This window comes from Pseudomonas brassicacearum, assembly GCF_003732225.1.
Lineage (GTDB): Bacteria > Pseudomonadota > Gammaproteobacteria > Pseudomonadales > Pseudomonadaceae > Aquipseudomonas > Aquipseudomonas brassicacearum_E.
In genome coordinates this window covers 39,374-55,646 of sequence record NZ_MOBJ01000008.1, presented here as the reverse complement: position 1 = coordinate 55,646, position 16,273 = coordinate 39,374, and the positions used below count along the sequence as shown (strand labels likewise).

The following is a 16,273-nucleotide window of genomic DNA, read 5'->3' as shown; positions in this document are numbered from 1 at the left end:
TGTTCACAACAATGGTTTGCATTGCCCAAAGAACGGGGCGGGCTACGTCTACTGTTTACTCCAGCACCCACTCCGCCAGTTTCCCAGTCACCTGGGTCATCAATACATTCTCGACATCCCTCGCTCCGGCGGCGCTGCACTTGGCCAACACCGCCTGCACAATCCCGGCATCGAATTCAAACTGCTTGCCGGTCGCGGCCTTGTAGCGAGCACGCAGCTTCTCCAGTTTCGCCAACACAATCCCTTCCAGCGTCGCCTCATCCAGCGGTCGGTACGCCACCACGGTCATGCGCGCCAGAAACGCCGGGCGGAAGGCTTTCAGCAGGACGTTGTGCAGGGCTTCGTTGAACGCATCGCTGTCCAGGTGCGCGGTCGGTGTGTCGAGCAGCAGCTCGGCACCGACGTTGCTAGTGGCGAGCATCACGGTATTTTTGAAATCCACTACCAGCCCCGTGCCGTCTTCCATCAGGCCCTTGTCGAAGACGTTATAAAAAGCCTCCAGCACATCCGGATGGGCTTTTTCGATTTCGTCCAGCAGCACCACGGAATAGGGTTTGCGGCGCACGGCTTCGGTGAGTACGCCGCCGCTGCCGTAGCCGACATAGCCGGGTGGGGCGCCTTTGAGTTGGCTGACGGTGTGGGCTTCCTGGTATTCCGAGAGGTTGATGCTGATCAGGTTGCGTTCGCCGCCATACAGCGCATCGGCCAGGGCGTAGGCGGTTTCGGTTTTGCCGACGCCGGTGGGGCCGACCAGCAGGAATACACCGACCGGTTTTTGCGGGTCGGTGAGACCGGCGCGATACGCCTGCAAGCGTTGGGCGATAGTGTTCAGCGCGGTGCGTTGGCCCATCACCCGCTGGCTCATGCGTTGACCGAGGGTGCGCACGGCGTGGGCTTCGTCGGCGAGCATTTTACCTACCGGGATGCCGGTCCAGCCGGCAATCACCGCCGCGACGGTTTTCGCGTCGACCTGCTCCGGCACCAGCGGGTCGTCCTGGCGAATGGCGTCGAGGCCGGCTTCCAGGCGCAGCAGTTCGGCGGCCAGGTGGTCGATGCGTCCGTCGGTGACATCGTCCGGCTTGTCACTGTCGGCGCGTTCGCTCAGGGCCAGCAGTTCGCGCCGGGTTTCCAGTAGCTCGCGCACGGCGACGCGTTCTTCGCTCCAGCGGATCTCCAGTTCGCGAATGGCCTGCACGTTGCTGATGGACTCGGTCTCCAGCACGGTAATGCGTTCACGGTGATCGAGGCCGGTGGCTTGTTCGCGGCGCAGGCGTTCGACCTCGTCCTTGAGGCTTTGCTGGCGATGACGCAGGCTTTCCAGCGGCGGCGGTACGTCGTGTTGCCCGAGGGCGACACGCGCGCAGGCGGTGTCGAGGACGCTGATGGCTTTGTCTGGCAGTTGCCGGCCGGAGATGTAGCGATGGGACAGTTTCACCGCCTCATGAATTGCCGCATCCAGCACCTGCACGCCGTGGTGCTGTTCGAGTTTGGCGGCGACCCCACGAAGCATTTCCACGGCAGTGATTTCATCCGGTTCTTCGACCTGGACCAGTTGAAAGCGTCGGGCGAGGGCCGGGTCTTTCTCGAAGTATTTTTTGTACTCAAGCCAGGTGGTCGCGGCCAAGGTCCGCAGTTCACCACGGGCCAGTGCCGGTTTGAGCAGGTTGGCGGCATCGCTTCCGCCCTCGACACCCCCGGCGCCGATCAGGGTGTGGGCTTCGTCGATGAACAGAATGATCGGTTTTTCCGCGCTGCGGACGGCGTCGATCACCCCTTTGAGCCGTTGCTCGAATTCACCTTTGACCCCGGCGCCGGCCTGCAACAGGCCGAGGTCGAGAACCCGCAGGCTGACTTCTTGCAGCGACGGTGGCACGTCCCCGGCGGCGATGCGCAAGGCCAGGCCTTCGACCACCGCGGTTTTGCCAACGCCCGGCGCGCCGACCAGAATCGGGTTGTTCTGGCGACGGCGCAGCAGGATGTCGATGCACTGGCGAATTTCACCGTCACGCCCGACGATCGGATCGATGCGCCCGGCATGCGCGTCGGCGGTCAGGTCCTGGGTGAACTGGTCGAGCACCGAATCCTGTTTCTGCTGAGGTTTACCTGCGGCTGCAGTTACCGGGCGGGCGCCGCCGACGTGTTCGCGGGAGCTTTCGGTCCATTCCAGCAGGTTGCTGCGCAGGGCGTCCCGAGGAATGCGCAGCAGCGACGAAGCACTGTTGAGCAACAGGCTGCGGCGTTCATCACGGTCGAGCAGCGCCAAAAGCAGCAGACCGGAACGGATGCTCTCAAGGCCGAGCACACTGGCCTGCACCACGGCGTCCTCCAGCAGGCCGATGGTCTGCGCCGAGAGTGCCGGGGTGCGGGTGCTGCCGGTCTTGAACAGCTCCAGGGCCTTGTTGATTTCCGCCGTCAGGGCGTCGCGTTCCAGGCCGAAGCGCGGTAGCAGATAAGCGAAATCGCCGCCTTCGATCTCCAGCAGTTCGAGCAACAGGTGCTCGATTTCAACGTAATGATGACCGCGTTGCAGGCAACGCTGGGCAGCCCGTTCCAGGGCGCGGCGGTTGTCCGGGTTGAGGCGTCCGATCAGGCTGGCCAGTTCCATGTTCAGGTGATCTCCAGCTGACGAAGGCGAGTCTCGATACGTTGCAGGGCGAGGCTGGACTGGCGTTGCAGGCCGCCGTTCCAGCTCAACAGCGGCGGTGTCTGGCGGCCGAGTTTTATCGGGCTGGCGCCACGGACCAGCAGCACCAGCGTGCAATCCAGGTCCGGACCGAAATACAGCGCGCTGAGGCTGGCCAAGTCCGCGTGTGCTTCACCGTCCGGCAAGAAGGCGGCGGCTTGGGCAGGCGTCAGCGGGCCAAGGGTCATGCGGATTCCGGCATGTTCGTCCCAGACCCGCGTGCCGGCCACGGCGCTACGCCCCAGTTGCAGGTTGCGACCTCCGGGCTGCAAGCGGCTGCGACTGGCGGGGGGAATCTCGCGCCAGGCACCGTCGTAGGCGCTGAGCTCGACTGGCAATTCGAACTGTTCGCGCACGATCGCGGCAAAGCCTGCCAGTGAACGGCGCCCGTCGGCGAACAGCGCGCTGCACGCCAGCACGGCGGCATCGGGAATCGCCAGACGTTCGTGCAGGGATTTTGACAGCAGGCCGGTCAACGCACGTAACTGAGCGTGCACTGGTGTCGCGCTCGGCACTGAAAAGCCCACGGCAATCCGGTGTTTGCGCAGCACTTTGTAGAGCAGGCTGAGCAGGCGGTGCTGGAATAGGTCGAGGAACTCGGCCGGCGCATAATCCTTGGCGCGGGCCCGTTGTTGCAGCCATTCCTGATAGGCGTAGGGCAGTGGTCCGTCTGGTCCGCCGAGGCCGAAAACCGGAGTGGTGAGGGTCGGCTTGTGACCCGTTTCGTCGGTCAGGCTTTCAACCTGGCTGGCGGCGAACAACGGCGTCAGCGGGCCGCGCAGACGCAACGCTTCAGCCTGCGGTGCAGTGCCGCTGCCCAGCGATTCGGCTTGCGGATGCTCGCGCTCGAGTAGCAACAAGGCCTGCAGCAACTCGAACGCCTGAGGATCGTGGCGCAGTCGTTGGCTCAGGCTCAGAGGGAGAGCGGCATGCCGGCTTGGGGTTGCCATGCCTTGATCTCCTTGTCTGATTCAACCAGTACTGTGCGCACGAAGCGATTGGCCGTGGCATAGAGTGAGAAAAACTGCGCCAGCACCGCTGAAAACAGCACCGCGCTATTGCCGACAAAATGCTGAGGATCGAGCTGCAAGCGAACTTCCAGACCGTTGCGCCACCCGCGCCAGGCATCTTCACCGACATGCGCAATGACGCGCTCGCAGCTCAGGCTCAGCAGGCCTTCGATTTGCCTCCGGGCGCTGGCCCCGTCACGCAGGTTATGCAGCGCGAGGATTTCCTTGAGTGCGTCCAGCGCCTGAGGACCTTCGACCAGCGACAAATGATTGAGGGTCAGTTGCGAAACCAGCCGCCAGCGTGACTCACCGTCCAGGCGCGGCAGGCTTTGCCGGCTCGGCGGGTTGCGCAGACGGGCCGCGGCGATCGGCCCCGGCCGCTCGAAGCCCAGCGGTGTTCCGGCCGACAGGCTCTGGGCCAGGTGTCGATTGGTGCAGAGCAACTCGGCGGTCAGGCTGAGTCCGGCAACCTCTGCAAACGGATCAAGCTGGGTGTCCACCAGACTCAGCATCAGGTCAGTGCCCAAGCGGTTCGGGGTCATGCCGCTGATTCGCCGGGCGTGCCAGTAACAGCGATGGTTGCCACCGTGCTGGCTGCCGTAATACGCCGGCACGCGCTGCACACCCTGAGAGGTACTGGCGCGCATGGCTCTAATGCTGTGGATTTCGACGCTGTTTTCCCGATGGCTGTCGGCAACCAGGCGGTATTCGCTGCGAGTGCCGTCCGGGCGTAGCGGCTCGGAAGTCCTTGGAAACAGGTTGATCACCGGCGCGCAGCCCAGCGCGATATCGCTGGCCTGCAAGTGCAGGCGGCTGCCGGGTGCCTGGTCGAAAACGATGTACAGATACAGCGTCTGGCTGTCGCTGATTGCACCCGCCAGCGGCACGTCGAAAAAATTGAATTTGTCCGGAAAGGCAAAGTATTCGGCGAGTAAACGCATCCCCGGATGCACGCCGTCTTCATCGGGCAGCAGCACTTCATCGTTGCCGAAACCGACGATCTTCGGCAGCCCGGCCACCCGCTTGGGCGCACTGCCTGGTGGTCCGGCGAGGAGTTGAATCGCATGGGCGCCAAGCAAGTCGTACAGGTTGGCGTTGATCACCGGCGACGCGGCCAGGTGCAGGCGCAACTGCTCGATGCCGAGCTCTGCCCACTGGTGTTTACCGAGGCAGCTCAGGCTCAAGCGCAGGGCCGAGCGCGCCTGAGCGACGCCGGTCAGGGCCTGGGCTTCGTCGCTTCCCAGCAGCAATGCTTCATCGATTTCCAGCGGCCAGAGGTGAACGGCAGCACAGGTGCGAAAGTGGATGCTTTCACCCTGGCGGGTGGTGACGAACAACGGTGTGTCGCGCGGTAACGGATAACCGCCGGCCAGGTTGCCCTTGCTCGGATCCGGCTCGAATTGCACGATGGCGCAGGACGGCAGCGGCCGCATCGTCAACGGATACAGTTGTTCCAGTAGCGCATCGCTGAACTCGGCGTAATCGTCGTCGAGTCGCCGTTGCAGGCGCGCAGCCAATAAGGCGAAACCCTCCAGCAAGCGTTCGACATGCGGGTCCGGACATTCGCCGGGAGACAGCTCCAGGCGTCTGGCAACCTTGGGATAGCGTTCGGCGAAAATGCCTCCGGCATGCCGCAGCCAGGTCAGTTCCCGTTGGTAGTAATCGAGCAGTTCTGTGTCAATCGAGTCGCTCATGGCGCACCTCAAGGCCATCGCCGGCTTTCTCGATGACGAATGCGACAGGCCAATGCTGCCTGCCGCTGCGTAGCTCTCCTTGCAACCTGATGCTCAGTTGTTGCGGGTGTTCGGGCACGGGTGTGACGTCGACCTCGCCCAGTTGCAGGCGTGGTTCGAAGTGGTCGATGGCTTCGCGAATCTGCCGCGACAGTTGACGGCGGTCATCGCTGCGCTGTTGCTGCAGTGCAGTCCAGTCAGCGATGCCGTAATCAAGCACACTGGGTGGCGTGGTCAGCGGGCGCTGGCCACGGCGGGTGTTGAACAAACGCAGCAACTCGATACGGACCGACTCCAACAGTGCCTGGCGATCGAACGCCTGCACGGTATCCGCCTCGCTGGCGGCAAGGCGTTCGAACAGCGGCGGCAGAATGCCGGTGCCGGTCATTGTCGTGGTACTCCGTCAGGCCTTGATCAGCTTGTTCGCGGCCATGTCCCAGGTCGAAGCGGCCGTGCCTTCCTTGGTGCCATCGTCTTTCTGGGCGGTCAGTTCCCACTTGATCTTGGTGAAGTTCAGCGAGAGGGTTTCCACCGGTTTACCGCCCGTACCACCGCTGACGCTGACGTTGGACAGCACCACGTTGGTCAGGGTGTAGATGATGAAGGGCATCAGTTGGCCGCTGCCTTCGGCGGCGTTGCGCCCGATGGTGATCTTGGCTTCCGGGATCGGTTTGCCGGCGCAGCAGTACTCGTTGAGAGACGGGGTCGAGCTGTCGACGAACTTGGTCAGCGTGAACTCGCCGATGTGCGGCTTGCCGGAGGTGCGCTCCGAGTTGCTGACGTCGTTGGTCACCTGCATCGCCACGTTGTGGCTGTAGGACATGACTTCGATCTTGTCCTTGTAACCTTCGAGCAGGCTGTCGCCTTTGATGTCGCCGCCGAGGTCGAGAATAATTGCATCCATCGCATGAAACTCCTGAAGAAAAACGCGCTAGATAAACAAAGGGAATCCCGCCGGCCAGGCCGGCGGGAGGCAGGTCAGGCTGCTACCGGTGGTGGCAGGGTGGCGACCAGGCGGATCGAGGCCGTCAGCTCTTCGAGCTGGAAGTGCGGCCGCAGAAACACCGTGGCTCGATAGACGCCCGGTTTGCCGGCGACTTCCGAGACGTCCACTCGGGCCTCACGCAGCGGGTACTGCGCCTTGATTTCCTGTGGGGCGTTGTCGTTGATCAGCACGTAGTCGGCGATCCAGTTGTTGAGGTAGGTCTGCACGTTGTCGCGGGTCATGAAGCTGCCGACCTTGTCGCGCATGATGACCTTCAGGTAGTGCGCGAAGCGGGACGCCGCGAGCACATAGGGCAACATGGCCGAGATCCGCGCGTTGGCGTTCGCCTCGTTGGTGTTGTAGGCCTTGGACTTGTTGGTGGTCTGGCCACCGAAGAACACCGCCACGTCGCTGTTTTTCTTGTGGCACAAGGCAATGAAGCCGAGGTCGTTGAGCTCTTTCTCGCGACGGTCGGTGATCGCCACTTCGGTCGGACATTTGAGCGACAGATCGCCGGAGGTGGTGCGGAACGTGTGGGCCGGCAGTCCTTCGACTGCGCCACCGCCTTCGGCACCGCGAATCGCCGCGCACCAACCGTATTTGGCGAAGGCTTCGGTGATACGTTGCGACAAGGCCCAGGCTGCATTGCCCCAGAGGTATTTGCTGTGGTCGCTGCCGTTGACGTCTTCGATGTAGGTCATGCCTTCCACCGGCAAGGTTTCCGGACCGTAAGGCAGGCGCAGCAGGAAATGCGGTAGTACCAGCGATACATAGCGCGAGTCTTCGCTTTCACGGAAGGAGCGCCACTTGATCAGCTCCTGGCTCTCGAAGACTTTCGACAGGTCACGCGGCACCGCGAGCTCGGTGAAACTGTGCATGTCGAACAGTCGCGGGCTGGCAGCGGCAATGAACGGGGCATGGGCTGCGGCGGCGACGTTCGAAAGTTTCTCCAGCAGGCCGATGTCCTGCGGATGTCGGCCGAAGGTGTAGTCACCGACCAGCAGGCTGAACGGATGACCACCAAAGGTTCCGTATTCCTCTTCGTAGATTTTTTTGAACAGCGCGCTCTGGTCGAACTCGACGGCTTTTTCCAGATCGTTCTGCAGTTCTTTCTGGGTCACATTGAGCAAGCGCAGTTTCAGCCGGGAACTGGTTTCGGTGTTCTGCACCAGCAGGTGCAGGCCACGCCAGGAGGCTTCGAGTTTCTGTAGGTCGGGGTGATGCAGGACTTCATTGAGCTGGGCGCTGATCAGCTCGTCGATCTTGCTGATGCGGTCATTGATCATCGCCACGGTGTCCTTGTCGACGGCCATGCCTTTGTCAAGAACCTGGGTGGCGAACTCCGCGAGCATGTCGCGGGCGTAATCCTTCTGGCTGTCGTCGTGGGCCATTCGCCCTTCGGCGATGATTCGGTCGAGCAGAGACAAGGTCTCGTTCACACTTTCGCTGGCTTGGGCCTGAGCGCTGGATGAGGCGGGCATGGCAATTTCTCCCTAAATGAATAAACGATCAGGCTTGTGCGTCCGGCGCTGCGTCGGCATCGCTAGCCGGTGCGGCTGCTTGCGGCGTTGCTTCGGCATCACTGGCCGGTGCGGCAGCTTCAGGCCGAGCCGACTTGATCTCTTGCAGGCCTTCGGTGTTGGCGATGACATCGCGCAGCAGTTTGTCCAGGTCATCGTTGCCATCGAGTTTGGTCAGCAGGTCACGCAGACGCTGGCGCGCTTCGAACAGGCGCCGCAACGGCGTCACTTGCTGGACCACTTTGACCGGGTCGAAATGATCGATATGACCGAACTTGAGCTCGATGTTGAGCTTGCTGTCGTCGCCGCCGAGAGTGTTGTTGACTTGCAAGGTGACGCGGGGGGCGATCGAGGCGAGCACTTCGTTGAAGTTGTCGCGATCGATTTCGGTGAAACGCCGTTCATTCAATTTTGGGAGTGGTTCCAGAGGTTTGCCGGAGAGGTCGGCAAGAATGCCGACCACCAGAGGCAATTCTTTCTTCTCGATGGCGTTGCCTATTTCAACGTCATAGGTGATTTGCACGCGGGGCGGACGGACCCTGTCGAGCTTGTGCTGAGTACTTTCTGCCATGGTGGCGGACTCCGATGCATTGGGTGGGAGCAATGCTTCGGGAGGCCCGCTCATCGCATTCCCTTGCTGAACCGTAGGTTAGAAAGGGAGGCAGTGGGACCTGTCATTCCCTTGACGAACCTTCCACATTCGTCGTGCTGACCGAACTACCCAAGACGCTAGAACAGGTCTATAAAAAAGCAAACAAAAACAATTTTTGACCGTCATCAGAAAAGGAAAATTCACTGTGCGCGCAGGTTTTTTTAGTCCTCTCCCGTTTCTGTTGCTCGCAGGCTGTTCGTTGTTCGGGCCGCGAGTCGATCTCGATAGCCTGACCCTGGACGTCGCCGCCCATGCCAATGATGACACCCCGATTGCCGTGGATTTCGTGGCGGTGAATGATCCAGACCTGCTCAAGCAGCTGTCGGCCATGACCGCTCGGCAATGGTTCAGCGAGCGCGAGCAGTTTCAGCGCGACTACCGGCAGATGATGACCGTCTGGGGGCTGGAGCTGGTTCCCGGGCAGTTCATCGATCAACAACCCTTTCCCCTGGGCGGCAAGCGCGCCGCTGGACTTTTGATCTTCGCGAGCTATAACACACCCGGAGCGCACCGACTTCGACTGGACGATCAGAGCAAGGCCTGGCTGAAGTTCGACAGTCGCGAGATGACGCTGGTCAGCGACGCTGCGCACTGATCCGCACTGAACAAATCGCCAGGCCGCTGGCAAGCGGCGACATTCGACGTCGAAGGGAATCGTATGAGTTTGCTACCTGACGCGGTTTGCTGGCACGAGGGCATGCAATTGCTGCCCCAGCATTTTCAGTTGCAAGGGCTGCGCGCCGAAGCGTTGGCCGCGTATTTCGCCAAGGCCTGCAACCCCTGGTTCTGGGGTGTCACCCATCTGGAGATCGACCCCTCGGCACTCAGTGCCGGGCACGTCAGGTTGCTCGCTTTGCAGGCGACGTTGCCGGATGGTTTGCCAGTGAATGTGCAGGCCGGCGCGGGGCCGATGTTGGAGCTCGATGTCAGCGAAGCGGTCGATGCAACGGACAATGCCACCGTGACGGTTTACCTGGCGGTCAGCCCGTTGTGGCGTGCCGGGCAATTACTGCCGCTCACGGGACGATTGCAATCGGTGGTCGGCGATGCGCTGCCAGACCTCACCAGCGGTCAATACCCCGAATCGATCACGGTATGGCGACCCAATCCGCGTTTGTGCACGCAGCTGAACAAGGCGGACTCGATCTGTGTGCCGCTGCTGCGTGTTCGCAAGGAAGGCGGCGGCTTTTTGCAACTGCCCTACACGGCGCCGACACCGTGTCTGTTGCCGGAGTCGGCGTTGGGGCGGCGGGTCGCCGGTCTGTGTGCCCGGACGCGGGAGAAATGCATGTTTCTGGCCGGTCGCTTGCGCCAGGCGCAGCAGGCCGGTAACCAGGATGACGCAGCAGAAATTCGTCGCCAGCTGACGGCGCTCTGGGCGCGTCTGCCGGAGGTCGAGGGCTTGTTGAACAGCCGGCTGGCGACACCGCAAGCGCTGTATGGCCTGTTGCTCGGGCTGGCCGGCGTCTGGTCGGCGCTCGATCCACTGGCGGGTGTGCCGGCCTTTGCGGCGCTGGACTTTCTCGAGTTGCAGCGTGGCTACGACAGCGTACTCGACTGGTTGGAAAATACCCTGGAACTGATTCGCGCTGGCTATCGCAGCCTGCCGTTCGAACGCCACGAACATCTCTTTTCGATCCAGTTGCCCGACGATCAACCGAGCCAGCGTCTGGTGATTGGCTTGCGTATGCCCAACGGCGCGAGTGAGCAGTCTGCGAGTGAATGGTTGAGCCGGGCGATCATCGCCTCTGCGCCGCACATTGCCTTGCTCGGTCGACAGCGCATGAGGGGGCTGACGCATGAGGCCATGAATCGCAACGAGCAGGTGGCCTACAGCGTGGGCGACGACACCCGGTTGTTTGTGGTCACCGCACAGGGGCAATGGTTCGACGGGCAACTGCCATTGCAGATTGTCGCGCCGGCATCGCAGCTGGCGAGCAGCCCTTGGCAAGTGGTGTTGTTTGTCGCTCAAGCCAATGAAAACGCTTGATCAGGGAAGGGGAGTCAAATGCCTGAAGGGAACGTCGGCAGCGGTGCGCGAGGCCTCCACGAAGCGCCGCTGAGCAGTGCTTTTCGTCAGGCCTGGCAAGAGTGGTCGCAGGCCTGGAACGAACAGTCCAAAGACAGTGACGATGAGGCGTTGGTCGAGTCCGTCGTCGAATTCTCGACACAGATTACCCAGCGCTTGTGGCGAACGGCATTCGCCAAAGTCGGTGATGCCGCCACCGAGCAGGTGACCGCCGTGGTGTATGCGTTTGTCGCGCTGATCGACGAAACCCTGTTGTTCGCTCCCTGGCCGGGTCAGCTCGCCTGGCAGGACAAACCGCTGGAGTCGCGGATGTACGCCAGCCGTCAGGCGGGCGAACGGCTACCGCTGGCGATCAAGGCATTGCTCGACGATCAGGTGCCGACTACCCGGGATCTGGCCAATGTCTATTTGCAGTGCCTGGTACTGGGTTTCGAAGGGCGTCTGCGCGGCGAGCAGAATCAGCTCCAGCATGAAAAATGGCGGCTGGCGTTGTTCGCCTTCGCCTGGCAACACGAGCCCGATTACGCCGATGTCAGCGCGCGGCTGGAGCAGCCTTCGGCGGTCGCTCCCGTGCAGTTGCCCATGCGTCTGTCGCTACCCGACGGTTTTCGCCTGGGCCTGGCGATTCTCGGCGTGGTGTTGTTGATGACAGGGTTGGGGCAGATGTTCTGGCGCGACATTCGTCAGGAGCTTGAACCGGTCATGCACCTTTCCGAAACGGCAGCGGCCCAGGAGCAAGACTCATGAGCGCCCTGGGCATTGTGTTGACCGTCGTCGTGGTGCTTTTGCTGCTGACGCTGCTACTGGTGGCGGTCTGGTGGTTACGGACCCAGAGTGGCGCCGCGATTCGCAGTTTCTATCTGTCGGTCCGGCACATGGAGCAGGAGCAAGGCACCCAGGACCGCTATCAGATTCCGTGGCTGCTGATGCTCGGCAACGAAACCCAGGGCACTCAACTGTGTGCCCAATGGCGCTTGCAGCCCACCGACAAACCAGCCTGGTTCGGGCGCTGGTGGTCGGACCCCGAGGGCGCGGTGCTGGTGGTGCCACAGGCGTTGTTCCTGCCGGATGAAGGCTTGAATCTGCAACGGGGCGGCTGGTGGCGTCTGTTGGGGTTGATTGTGCGCCTGCGCAGCAAGCGGCCGCTGGACGCGGTGATCTGGACCGTGCCTTTCAGTCAACTGGGCGATCCGGAGCGGGCGGCCAGCCTCGGTCTGGCGGCACGGCGGCGCTTCATCGATCTGTTACAGCGTTTCGGGCTGAGCCTGCCGGTGTACGTGGTCGTCACCGGGATGGAGGAGCTGCCGGGCTTTCAGGAATTGATTGGCGCGTTACCGGCCGAGGCGCGGGAACATGCATTGGGCTGGTCGTCGCCGTATTCGCCGGAGGCGGTCTGGCAATCGCAATGGAGTGATCAGGCACTGGATCAGGTGCGCCGGGCATTGTCCGAGTCGATCATCGAGATCGGTGCCTTGTCCGGGCATTTGAGCAGCGAGTTGTTTGCCGTGCCGGACCGCTTCGAAGCGTTGCGGCGCACGCTGCAAACCCTGCTTGAGCCGGTTTTTCAGGGCAATGCACAAGGCGAAGCGCCGCGTTTTCGCGGGGTTTACTTCACTGCCAATCAAGCACCAGAGAGCACTCGGGAGAGTTTCTCGGCCTACGACACGGTGTTGCAGCAGAGCGCGTTTGCCCGGCAGTTGTGGCAGCGACGGATTGTTGCCGAACGTGGCGTGGCTCAGGTCGTACCGCGTATTTTGCGGCTGCGCCAACGCTGGCAACGGGTGACTGGCGTGGTGGCGCTGGTGGTCGGGCTGGTCTGGGCGATCGGTATGGTTTGGGTCTGGCACGACTCGGTCAAGGATGCCCATGAGTTGTCGCGCTTGCTGCAAGGCGCGCAGAAAAACTATGTCGCGGTCACCGACGAAGCCCATCGGCTGGAACCGACGCGACGCAACGTCGAGGGTTTCTGGCGGGTACTGGAAAGGGCCCCGCGCTGGAGTTTCACCTCGGTGGTCTTTCCCACGTCCTGGTTTTCCTCGCTGGATGCACAGATGGAAGACGAACTGCGGCTCACTGCCCAGCGGCAGTTGCTGGTGCCGCTGCAAGAGTTGCTGGTGTCGGACCTGGGGCAACTCAAGGCGATCCGCAATACCGAACGCCGAGTGAGCGTGGAAAGCGAAGACCCGGCGCAATGGCAAAACTACGTCAAGGCCAAAGAACTGGTGGAGCGCGCGGTGCGTCTCGAGCAACAGAATCAGTGGTTCAATCAGGCGTTGAACAATCCTCGAACCCCACTCGATGACCTGGTGCTGCTCAGCAATAACGCGTTGTCGCTGAATCTCAACGTCGGCACGTTGCGTCGCTCGGCTTTCTATAACCGGGTCCTGCTCAATTCCGATACCAGCGGGTTGAAAGCGCTGGACCTGACCACGGAACGCTCGTCCATCGCGACGAATTTCGAAGGCCTCATGGAGCGCTGGCTGGACCAGTACTTTCTGGCTGACAACTTCGTGCGTCAGGCGGGTTACCTGAAGTTGCACCTGGAGCGGTTGGAGTCGGGCAGTGGAAATTCCCTCAGCGAACTCGAGGACTTGAGGGCGCTGATTGACGACCTGCAAGCGTTGATTGGCTTGACCAACTCGGCGTGGGGGCGTGGCAAAGGCCAGGACCTGGTGCCGGGCTACCGCGAGATGATGGATAAAGTCCGGCAAAGCGCCTTGCTCGGGCCGCAACTGGAGCAACAGCTGGACATGCAGGCGTCGAAGTTGCAGCAGAGCTTTCGCGATCAATGGATTGCCCAGGCCGGTTCGCGTGGCAATTTGCTGATTCAGCAAGGCAGCGGACAACTGGTGTTGCAAGAGCATGTCAGCCAGCTTAACAACGCCGTGCAGGCGTTGTTCAAGCGCGATTTCGTGGCCATCGCACTGCGTCAGGATGATTCCGACCTCAGCGCGTCACAGAGTCAGAGCGCCGACAATGATGGTCTCAACAGTGCGTTGAATTACTTCGCCAGTTACAAAAGCTACGCCAGCGAAGAGTTGCCACGTATCCCGCCGGCTTACCGAGGCGCGCTGCTCCAGGCGGCGGAAGGGGCAGCGGCCAAGGCCATGTGGCTCAGCCTGGAGGAGCAGGGTGGTCAGGCGCAGCAAGGCGTCGGGTTCAATGTGCAGGCCTCGCAGGCCGTGGCGTTGCAGAAAGCCTTTATCGAGTTGCGGCGCAGTGACCTGGCCACGCGCTTGCAGAACGCGCTCAACCGCCGGGCGTTGGCCGAGGTTGCCAGTGGTCTGAACGAAATAATCGCTCAGCCGCTGTTCAGCGAAAGGACCAGTATTGCTCGGTGGGATGGTTCGAAAAACCTCGGCTTGCAGCTGTACGGTGCCAGTGATGTGCAGGACCTGAAACTGAGCCTCAAGCAGCAGTTCAACACCATGTTGGGTATTACCGAACAACGTACCCCGGCGCTGGAGTGGCTGAAGGTCCAGCAGCAAAATCTGTCGGGCCTGGATTACGAACGAGTTGTACAGTTCAGTGCCTTGAATGATGAACTGCTCAAGTACAAGGAGCAGAACCCCGCCAGTTCTCCGGCACAGATCGAACAGTTGGTGAGCCGGGATTTTATCGACATGGATACCGGGTCCTGCGCGCAGATCCTGCAAACCGCCAACCTTTCCGGCGGCCGTGGGACGCTGGCCCTGAGGGCTCAGGAGCTGCAGCAAACCGCGATGCAACGCTGCCAGTCGCTGCAACAGCAACAGGCTTCGGCGGCGTGGAACGACCTGGCCAATTACTTCAATCAGTACCTGGCCGAGCGTTTTCCGTTCTCCAATGGCACACAGGTCACCGATGCCGACCCGGCGCGGGTCCAGCATTTGCTGGAGTTGATCGACAAGCGCCTGCCGGTGGCGCAAGCCGGTTTGTTGCTCAGCCAGACGCCGGAGCGTTTGGCCGCGGAGGATTTTCTCAACCGTTTGAAACAGGCCAGCACCTGGCTCGGGCCGCTGTTTGTGCGAGACAAAAGCGGCATTCTGGGGGTGGAGATGGACGTGCGCTGGCGCACTGATCGCGAGGAAGAACGCGGCGCCGATCAGGTCATTGCCTGGGGCCTGAATGCCGGTAATCAACAGATCGGTTATCCCGGCGAGGCGCAACAGAACCTGCGCTGGATGGTCGGCCAACCCGTCAGGTTGACCTTGCGCTGGGCCAGGAACGGCCCCCAGCGGCCGGTCAGCGACCCGTTGCAACCGAACCTGGTGATCCGGGATCTGGAGGCCGGCTGGGAATACGGTGGCCCTTGGTCGTTGCTGCGCCTGATGCGCTCGCACCAGTCGAATCAGCGCCAGCCAAGCATGGACTACACGGACTTTCCGCTGACCTTGCGCTTGCCGGTCACCGCGAGTAGCAGCATTGAGGGACCAACGCAGATGTTCATGCGCCTGTCATGGATGACTCAGGGATCGAAACTGCCGTTGTCGATTCAACCGTTGCCGACGCGTGCTCCGCGTTCGCCCTTTATGTCGACGGGTTCGACGGCAGCCATCGTAACGAACGAGGAGGGCTTGTGAGTCTACCGTCACCATCATTGTCATCGCCGCTGCCGGAGCTGATCACGCAGTTGATCGAACCGATCAGCGACGAAATGCCCTGTGGTCAGGACCTGCGCTATGAGCCTGAATTCGACCAGTTGCGCGAACTGCGTCGCGAGGACGATACCAGCTTGCCGACAGGTGTCTGGCAGTCGTCGATCAAGCGTGCCCAATGGCCGGAACAGGCAAGACTCGCCACCCGCTTGCTGCTGGAACGCAGCAAGGACTTGATGCTCAGTGCCTGGCTCGGCGAGGCCTGGTTGCATCTGGACGGTCTGGAAGGGTTGCCGGGCAGTCTGGCGCTGGTGGCGGGTTTATGTGAACGCTACCCCGAGCAACTTCACCCGCAGGCCGAGGAGGGCGACCAGTCGTGGCGGGTAATTCCTCTCGAATGGCTGGCGCGCCGCTACAGTGAAATCCTGCTCACCCGGGTGCCGCTGTTCGACACTCGCACCAGCGAATTTGCGAGCTATTGTCTGGATGACTGGCGGCGCTTGCAGGTGCAGCAAGTGATGGTCAATGACACCAAGGCGGCGAAAACGTCGGCTGAAACCGCTCGCAACGAGCAGAAAAAACTCACCGAACAGATTCGTGCGACGCCGCTGTCATTCTGGTTGCGCAGCCAGGGCAGCCTGTTATTGAGCTTGCAGCATCTGCAACGGCTCCAGGACTGGAGTGATGCCTACCTGGGCAATCAGGCGCCAGGCTACAAATCGTTGCAGGACATCATCGAGGCGCTGTTGACGCTCGTTCAGGAGTTCATCGCCATGCATCCACGTCAACCCGCCGAAGCTTCGGTCGAGCCACCGCAGGTCCCGGCGCCACAAGATTCTCTGGCGCCGGAGATTGCGCCAGCCCAGCAGGCAATGCGCGAGCCGGTGAATCGTGAAGAGGCTTATCGGCAACTGTTGCTGATTGCCGAATACCTGGCGCGAACCGAGCCCCACAGCCCGGTGCCTTACTTGATCAGGCGCGGTGTGGAGTGGGGCAATAAACCGTTGAGCGAACTGCTGGGCGAGTTGATATCGGCTGACGCGGAGTCGCGTCGACTCTGGACGTTATTGGGGGTTCTCTAGCC

12 protein-coding genes are annotated in these 16,273 nt (G+C 61.7%); 5 read left to right on the top strand and 7 right to left on the bottom strand.

Annotated features, from left to right (window positions below; translation table 11 throughout):
- Positions 1–55: 55 nt before the first annotated feature.
- The 7 genes from tssH to tssB all read right to left on the bottom strand — a co-directional run bounded on the left by tssH (position 56) and on the right by tssB (position 8,502).
- The gene (gene tssH, locus BK659_RS12375; protein ID WP_123425355.1) at positions 56–2,605 is read right to left on the bottom strand and encodes a type VI secretion system ATPase TssH; all 2,550 of its coding nucleotides are present in this window, start codon (positions 2,603–2,605) and stop codon (positions 56–58) included.
- 2 nt (positions 2,606–2,607) lie between these two features.
- Positions 2,608–3,633 (bottom strand): type VI secretion system baseplate subunit TssG, encoded by a 1,026-nt coding sequence (gene tssG, locus BK659_RS12370; protein ID WP_123425354.1) that lies wholly within the window; start codon positions 3,631–3,633, stop codon positions 2,608–2,610.
- Positions 3,597–5,387, bottom strand: coding sequence for a type VI secretion system baseplate subunit TssF (gene tssF, locus BK659_RS12365; RefSeq protein WP_123425353.1), 1,791 nt, complete (start codon positions 5,385–5,387; stop codon positions 3,597–3,599). Before tssF ends, tssG begins: the two co-directional genes overlap by 37 nt.
- Entirely contained in the window at positions 5,371–5,814 is a 444-nt protein-coding gene (gene tssE, locus BK659_RS12360; protein WP_123425352.1) for a type VI secretion system baseplate subunit TssE, read from the bottom strand. The genes tssF and tssE overlap by 17 nt, the downstream gene beginning before the upstream one ends.
- 15 nt (positions 5,815–5,829) lie before the next feature.
- A complete protein-coding gene (locus BK659_RS12355) occupies positions 5,830–6,330 on the bottom strand; it encodes an Hcp family type VI secretion system effector (protein ID WP_123425351.1) in 501 nt (166 codons plus the stop codon).
- 74 nt (positions 6,331–6,404) lie between these two features.
- A complete protein-coding gene (gene tssC, locus BK659_RS12350) occupies positions 6,405–7,892 on the bottom strand; it encodes a type VI secretion system contractile sheath large subunit (protein WP_123425350.1) in 1,488 nt (495 codons plus the stop codon).
- Between the two features lie 28 nt (positions 7,893–7,920).
- Entirely contained in the window at positions 7,921–8,502 is a 582-nt protein-coding gene (gene tssB, locus BK659_RS12345) for a type VI secretion system contractile sheath small subunit (RefSeq protein WP_123425349.1), read from the bottom strand.
- A gap of 226 nt (positions 8,503–8,728) precedes the next feature.
- On the opposite strand from tssB, the gene BK659_RS12340 reads away from it, so the two are divergent.
- The 5 genes from BK659_RS12340 to tssA all read left to right on the top strand — a co-directional run bounded on the left by BK659_RS12340 (position 8,729) and on the right by tssA (position 16,271).
- Positions 8,729–9,178 (top strand): type VI secretion protein, encoded by a 450-nt coding sequence (locus BK659_RS12340; protein WP_123425348.1) that lies wholly within the window; start codon positions 8,729–8,731, stop codon positions 9,176–9,178.
- Positions 9,179–9,241: 63 nt separating this feature from the next.
- Positions 9,242–10,573, top strand: coding sequence for a type VI secretion system baseplate subunit TssK (gene tssK, locus BK659_RS12335; RefSeq protein WP_123425347.1), 1,332 nt, complete (start codon positions 9,242–9,244; stop codon positions 10,571–10,573).
- An 18-nt stretch (positions 10,574–10,591) separates the two neighbouring features.
- A complete protein-coding gene (locus tag BK659_RS12330) occupies positions 10,592–11,359 on the top strand; it encodes a DotU family type IV/VI secretion system protein (RefSeq protein ID WP_123425346.1) in 768 nt (255 codons plus the stop codon).
- Complete coding sequence (locus tag BK659_RS12325; RefSeq protein ID WP_123425345.1) at positions 11,356–15,174, top strand: type VI secretion system protein; 3,819 nt, start codon at positions 11,356–11,358, stop codon at positions 15,172–15,174. The genes BK659_RS12330 and BK659_RS12325 overlap by 4 nt, the downstream gene beginning before the upstream one ends.
- Positions 15,171–16,271 (top strand): type VI secretion system protein TssA, encoded by a 1,101-nt coding sequence (gene tssA, locus BK659_RS12320; RefSeq protein WP_123425344.1) that lies wholly within the window; start codon positions 15,171–15,173, stop codon positions 16,269–16,271. Before BK659_RS12325 ends, tssA begins: the two co-directional genes overlap by 4 nt.
- The last annotated feature ends 2 nt before the right edge of the window (positions 16,272–16,273 follow it).

What these genes read in the sequence shown, in the direction of transcription:
- tssC (WP_123425350.1), bottom strand. Translation starts at nt 7,892, where the DNA reads ATGCCCGCCTCATCCAGCGCTCAGGCCCAAGCCAGCGAAAGTGTGAAC.
- tssH (WP_123425355.1), bottom strand. Translation starts at nt 2,605, where the DNA reads ATGGAACTGGCCAGCCTGATCGGACGCCTCAACCCGGACAACCGCCGC.
- BK659_RS12330 (WP_123425346.1), top strand. Translation starts at nt 10,592, where the DNA reads ATGCCTGAAGGGAACGTCGGCAGCGGTGCGCGAGGCCTCCACGAAGCG.
- BK659_RS12325 (WP_123425345.1), top strand. Translation starts at nt 11,356, where the DNA reads ATGAGCGCCCTGGGCATTGTGTTGACCGTCGTCGTGGTGCTTTTGCTG.
- tssB (WP_123425349.1), bottom strand. Translation starts at nt 8,502, where the DNA reads ATGGCAGAAAGTACTCAGCACAAGCTCGACAGGGTCCGTCCGCCCCGC.
- tssG (WP_123425354.1), bottom strand. Translation starts at nt 3,633, where the DNA reads ATGGCAACCCCAAGCCGGCATGCCGCTCTCCCTCTGAGCCTGAGCCAA.
- tssE (WP_123425352.1), bottom strand. Translation starts at nt 5,814, where the DNA reads ATGACCGGCACCGGCATTCTGCCGCCGCTGTTCGAACGCCTTGCCGCC.
- BK659_RS12355 (WP_123425351.1), bottom strand. Translation starts at nt 6,330, where the DNA reads ATGGATGCAATTATTCTCGACCTCGGCGGCGACATCAAAGGCGACAGC.
- tssF (WP_123425353.1), bottom strand. Translation starts at nt 5,387, where the DNA reads ATGAGCGACTCGATTGACACAGAACTGCTCGATTACTACCAACGGGAA.
- tssK (WP_123425347.1), top strand. Translation starts at nt 9,242, where the DNA reads ATGAGTTTGCTACCTGACGCGGTTTGCTGGCACGAGGGCATGCAATTG.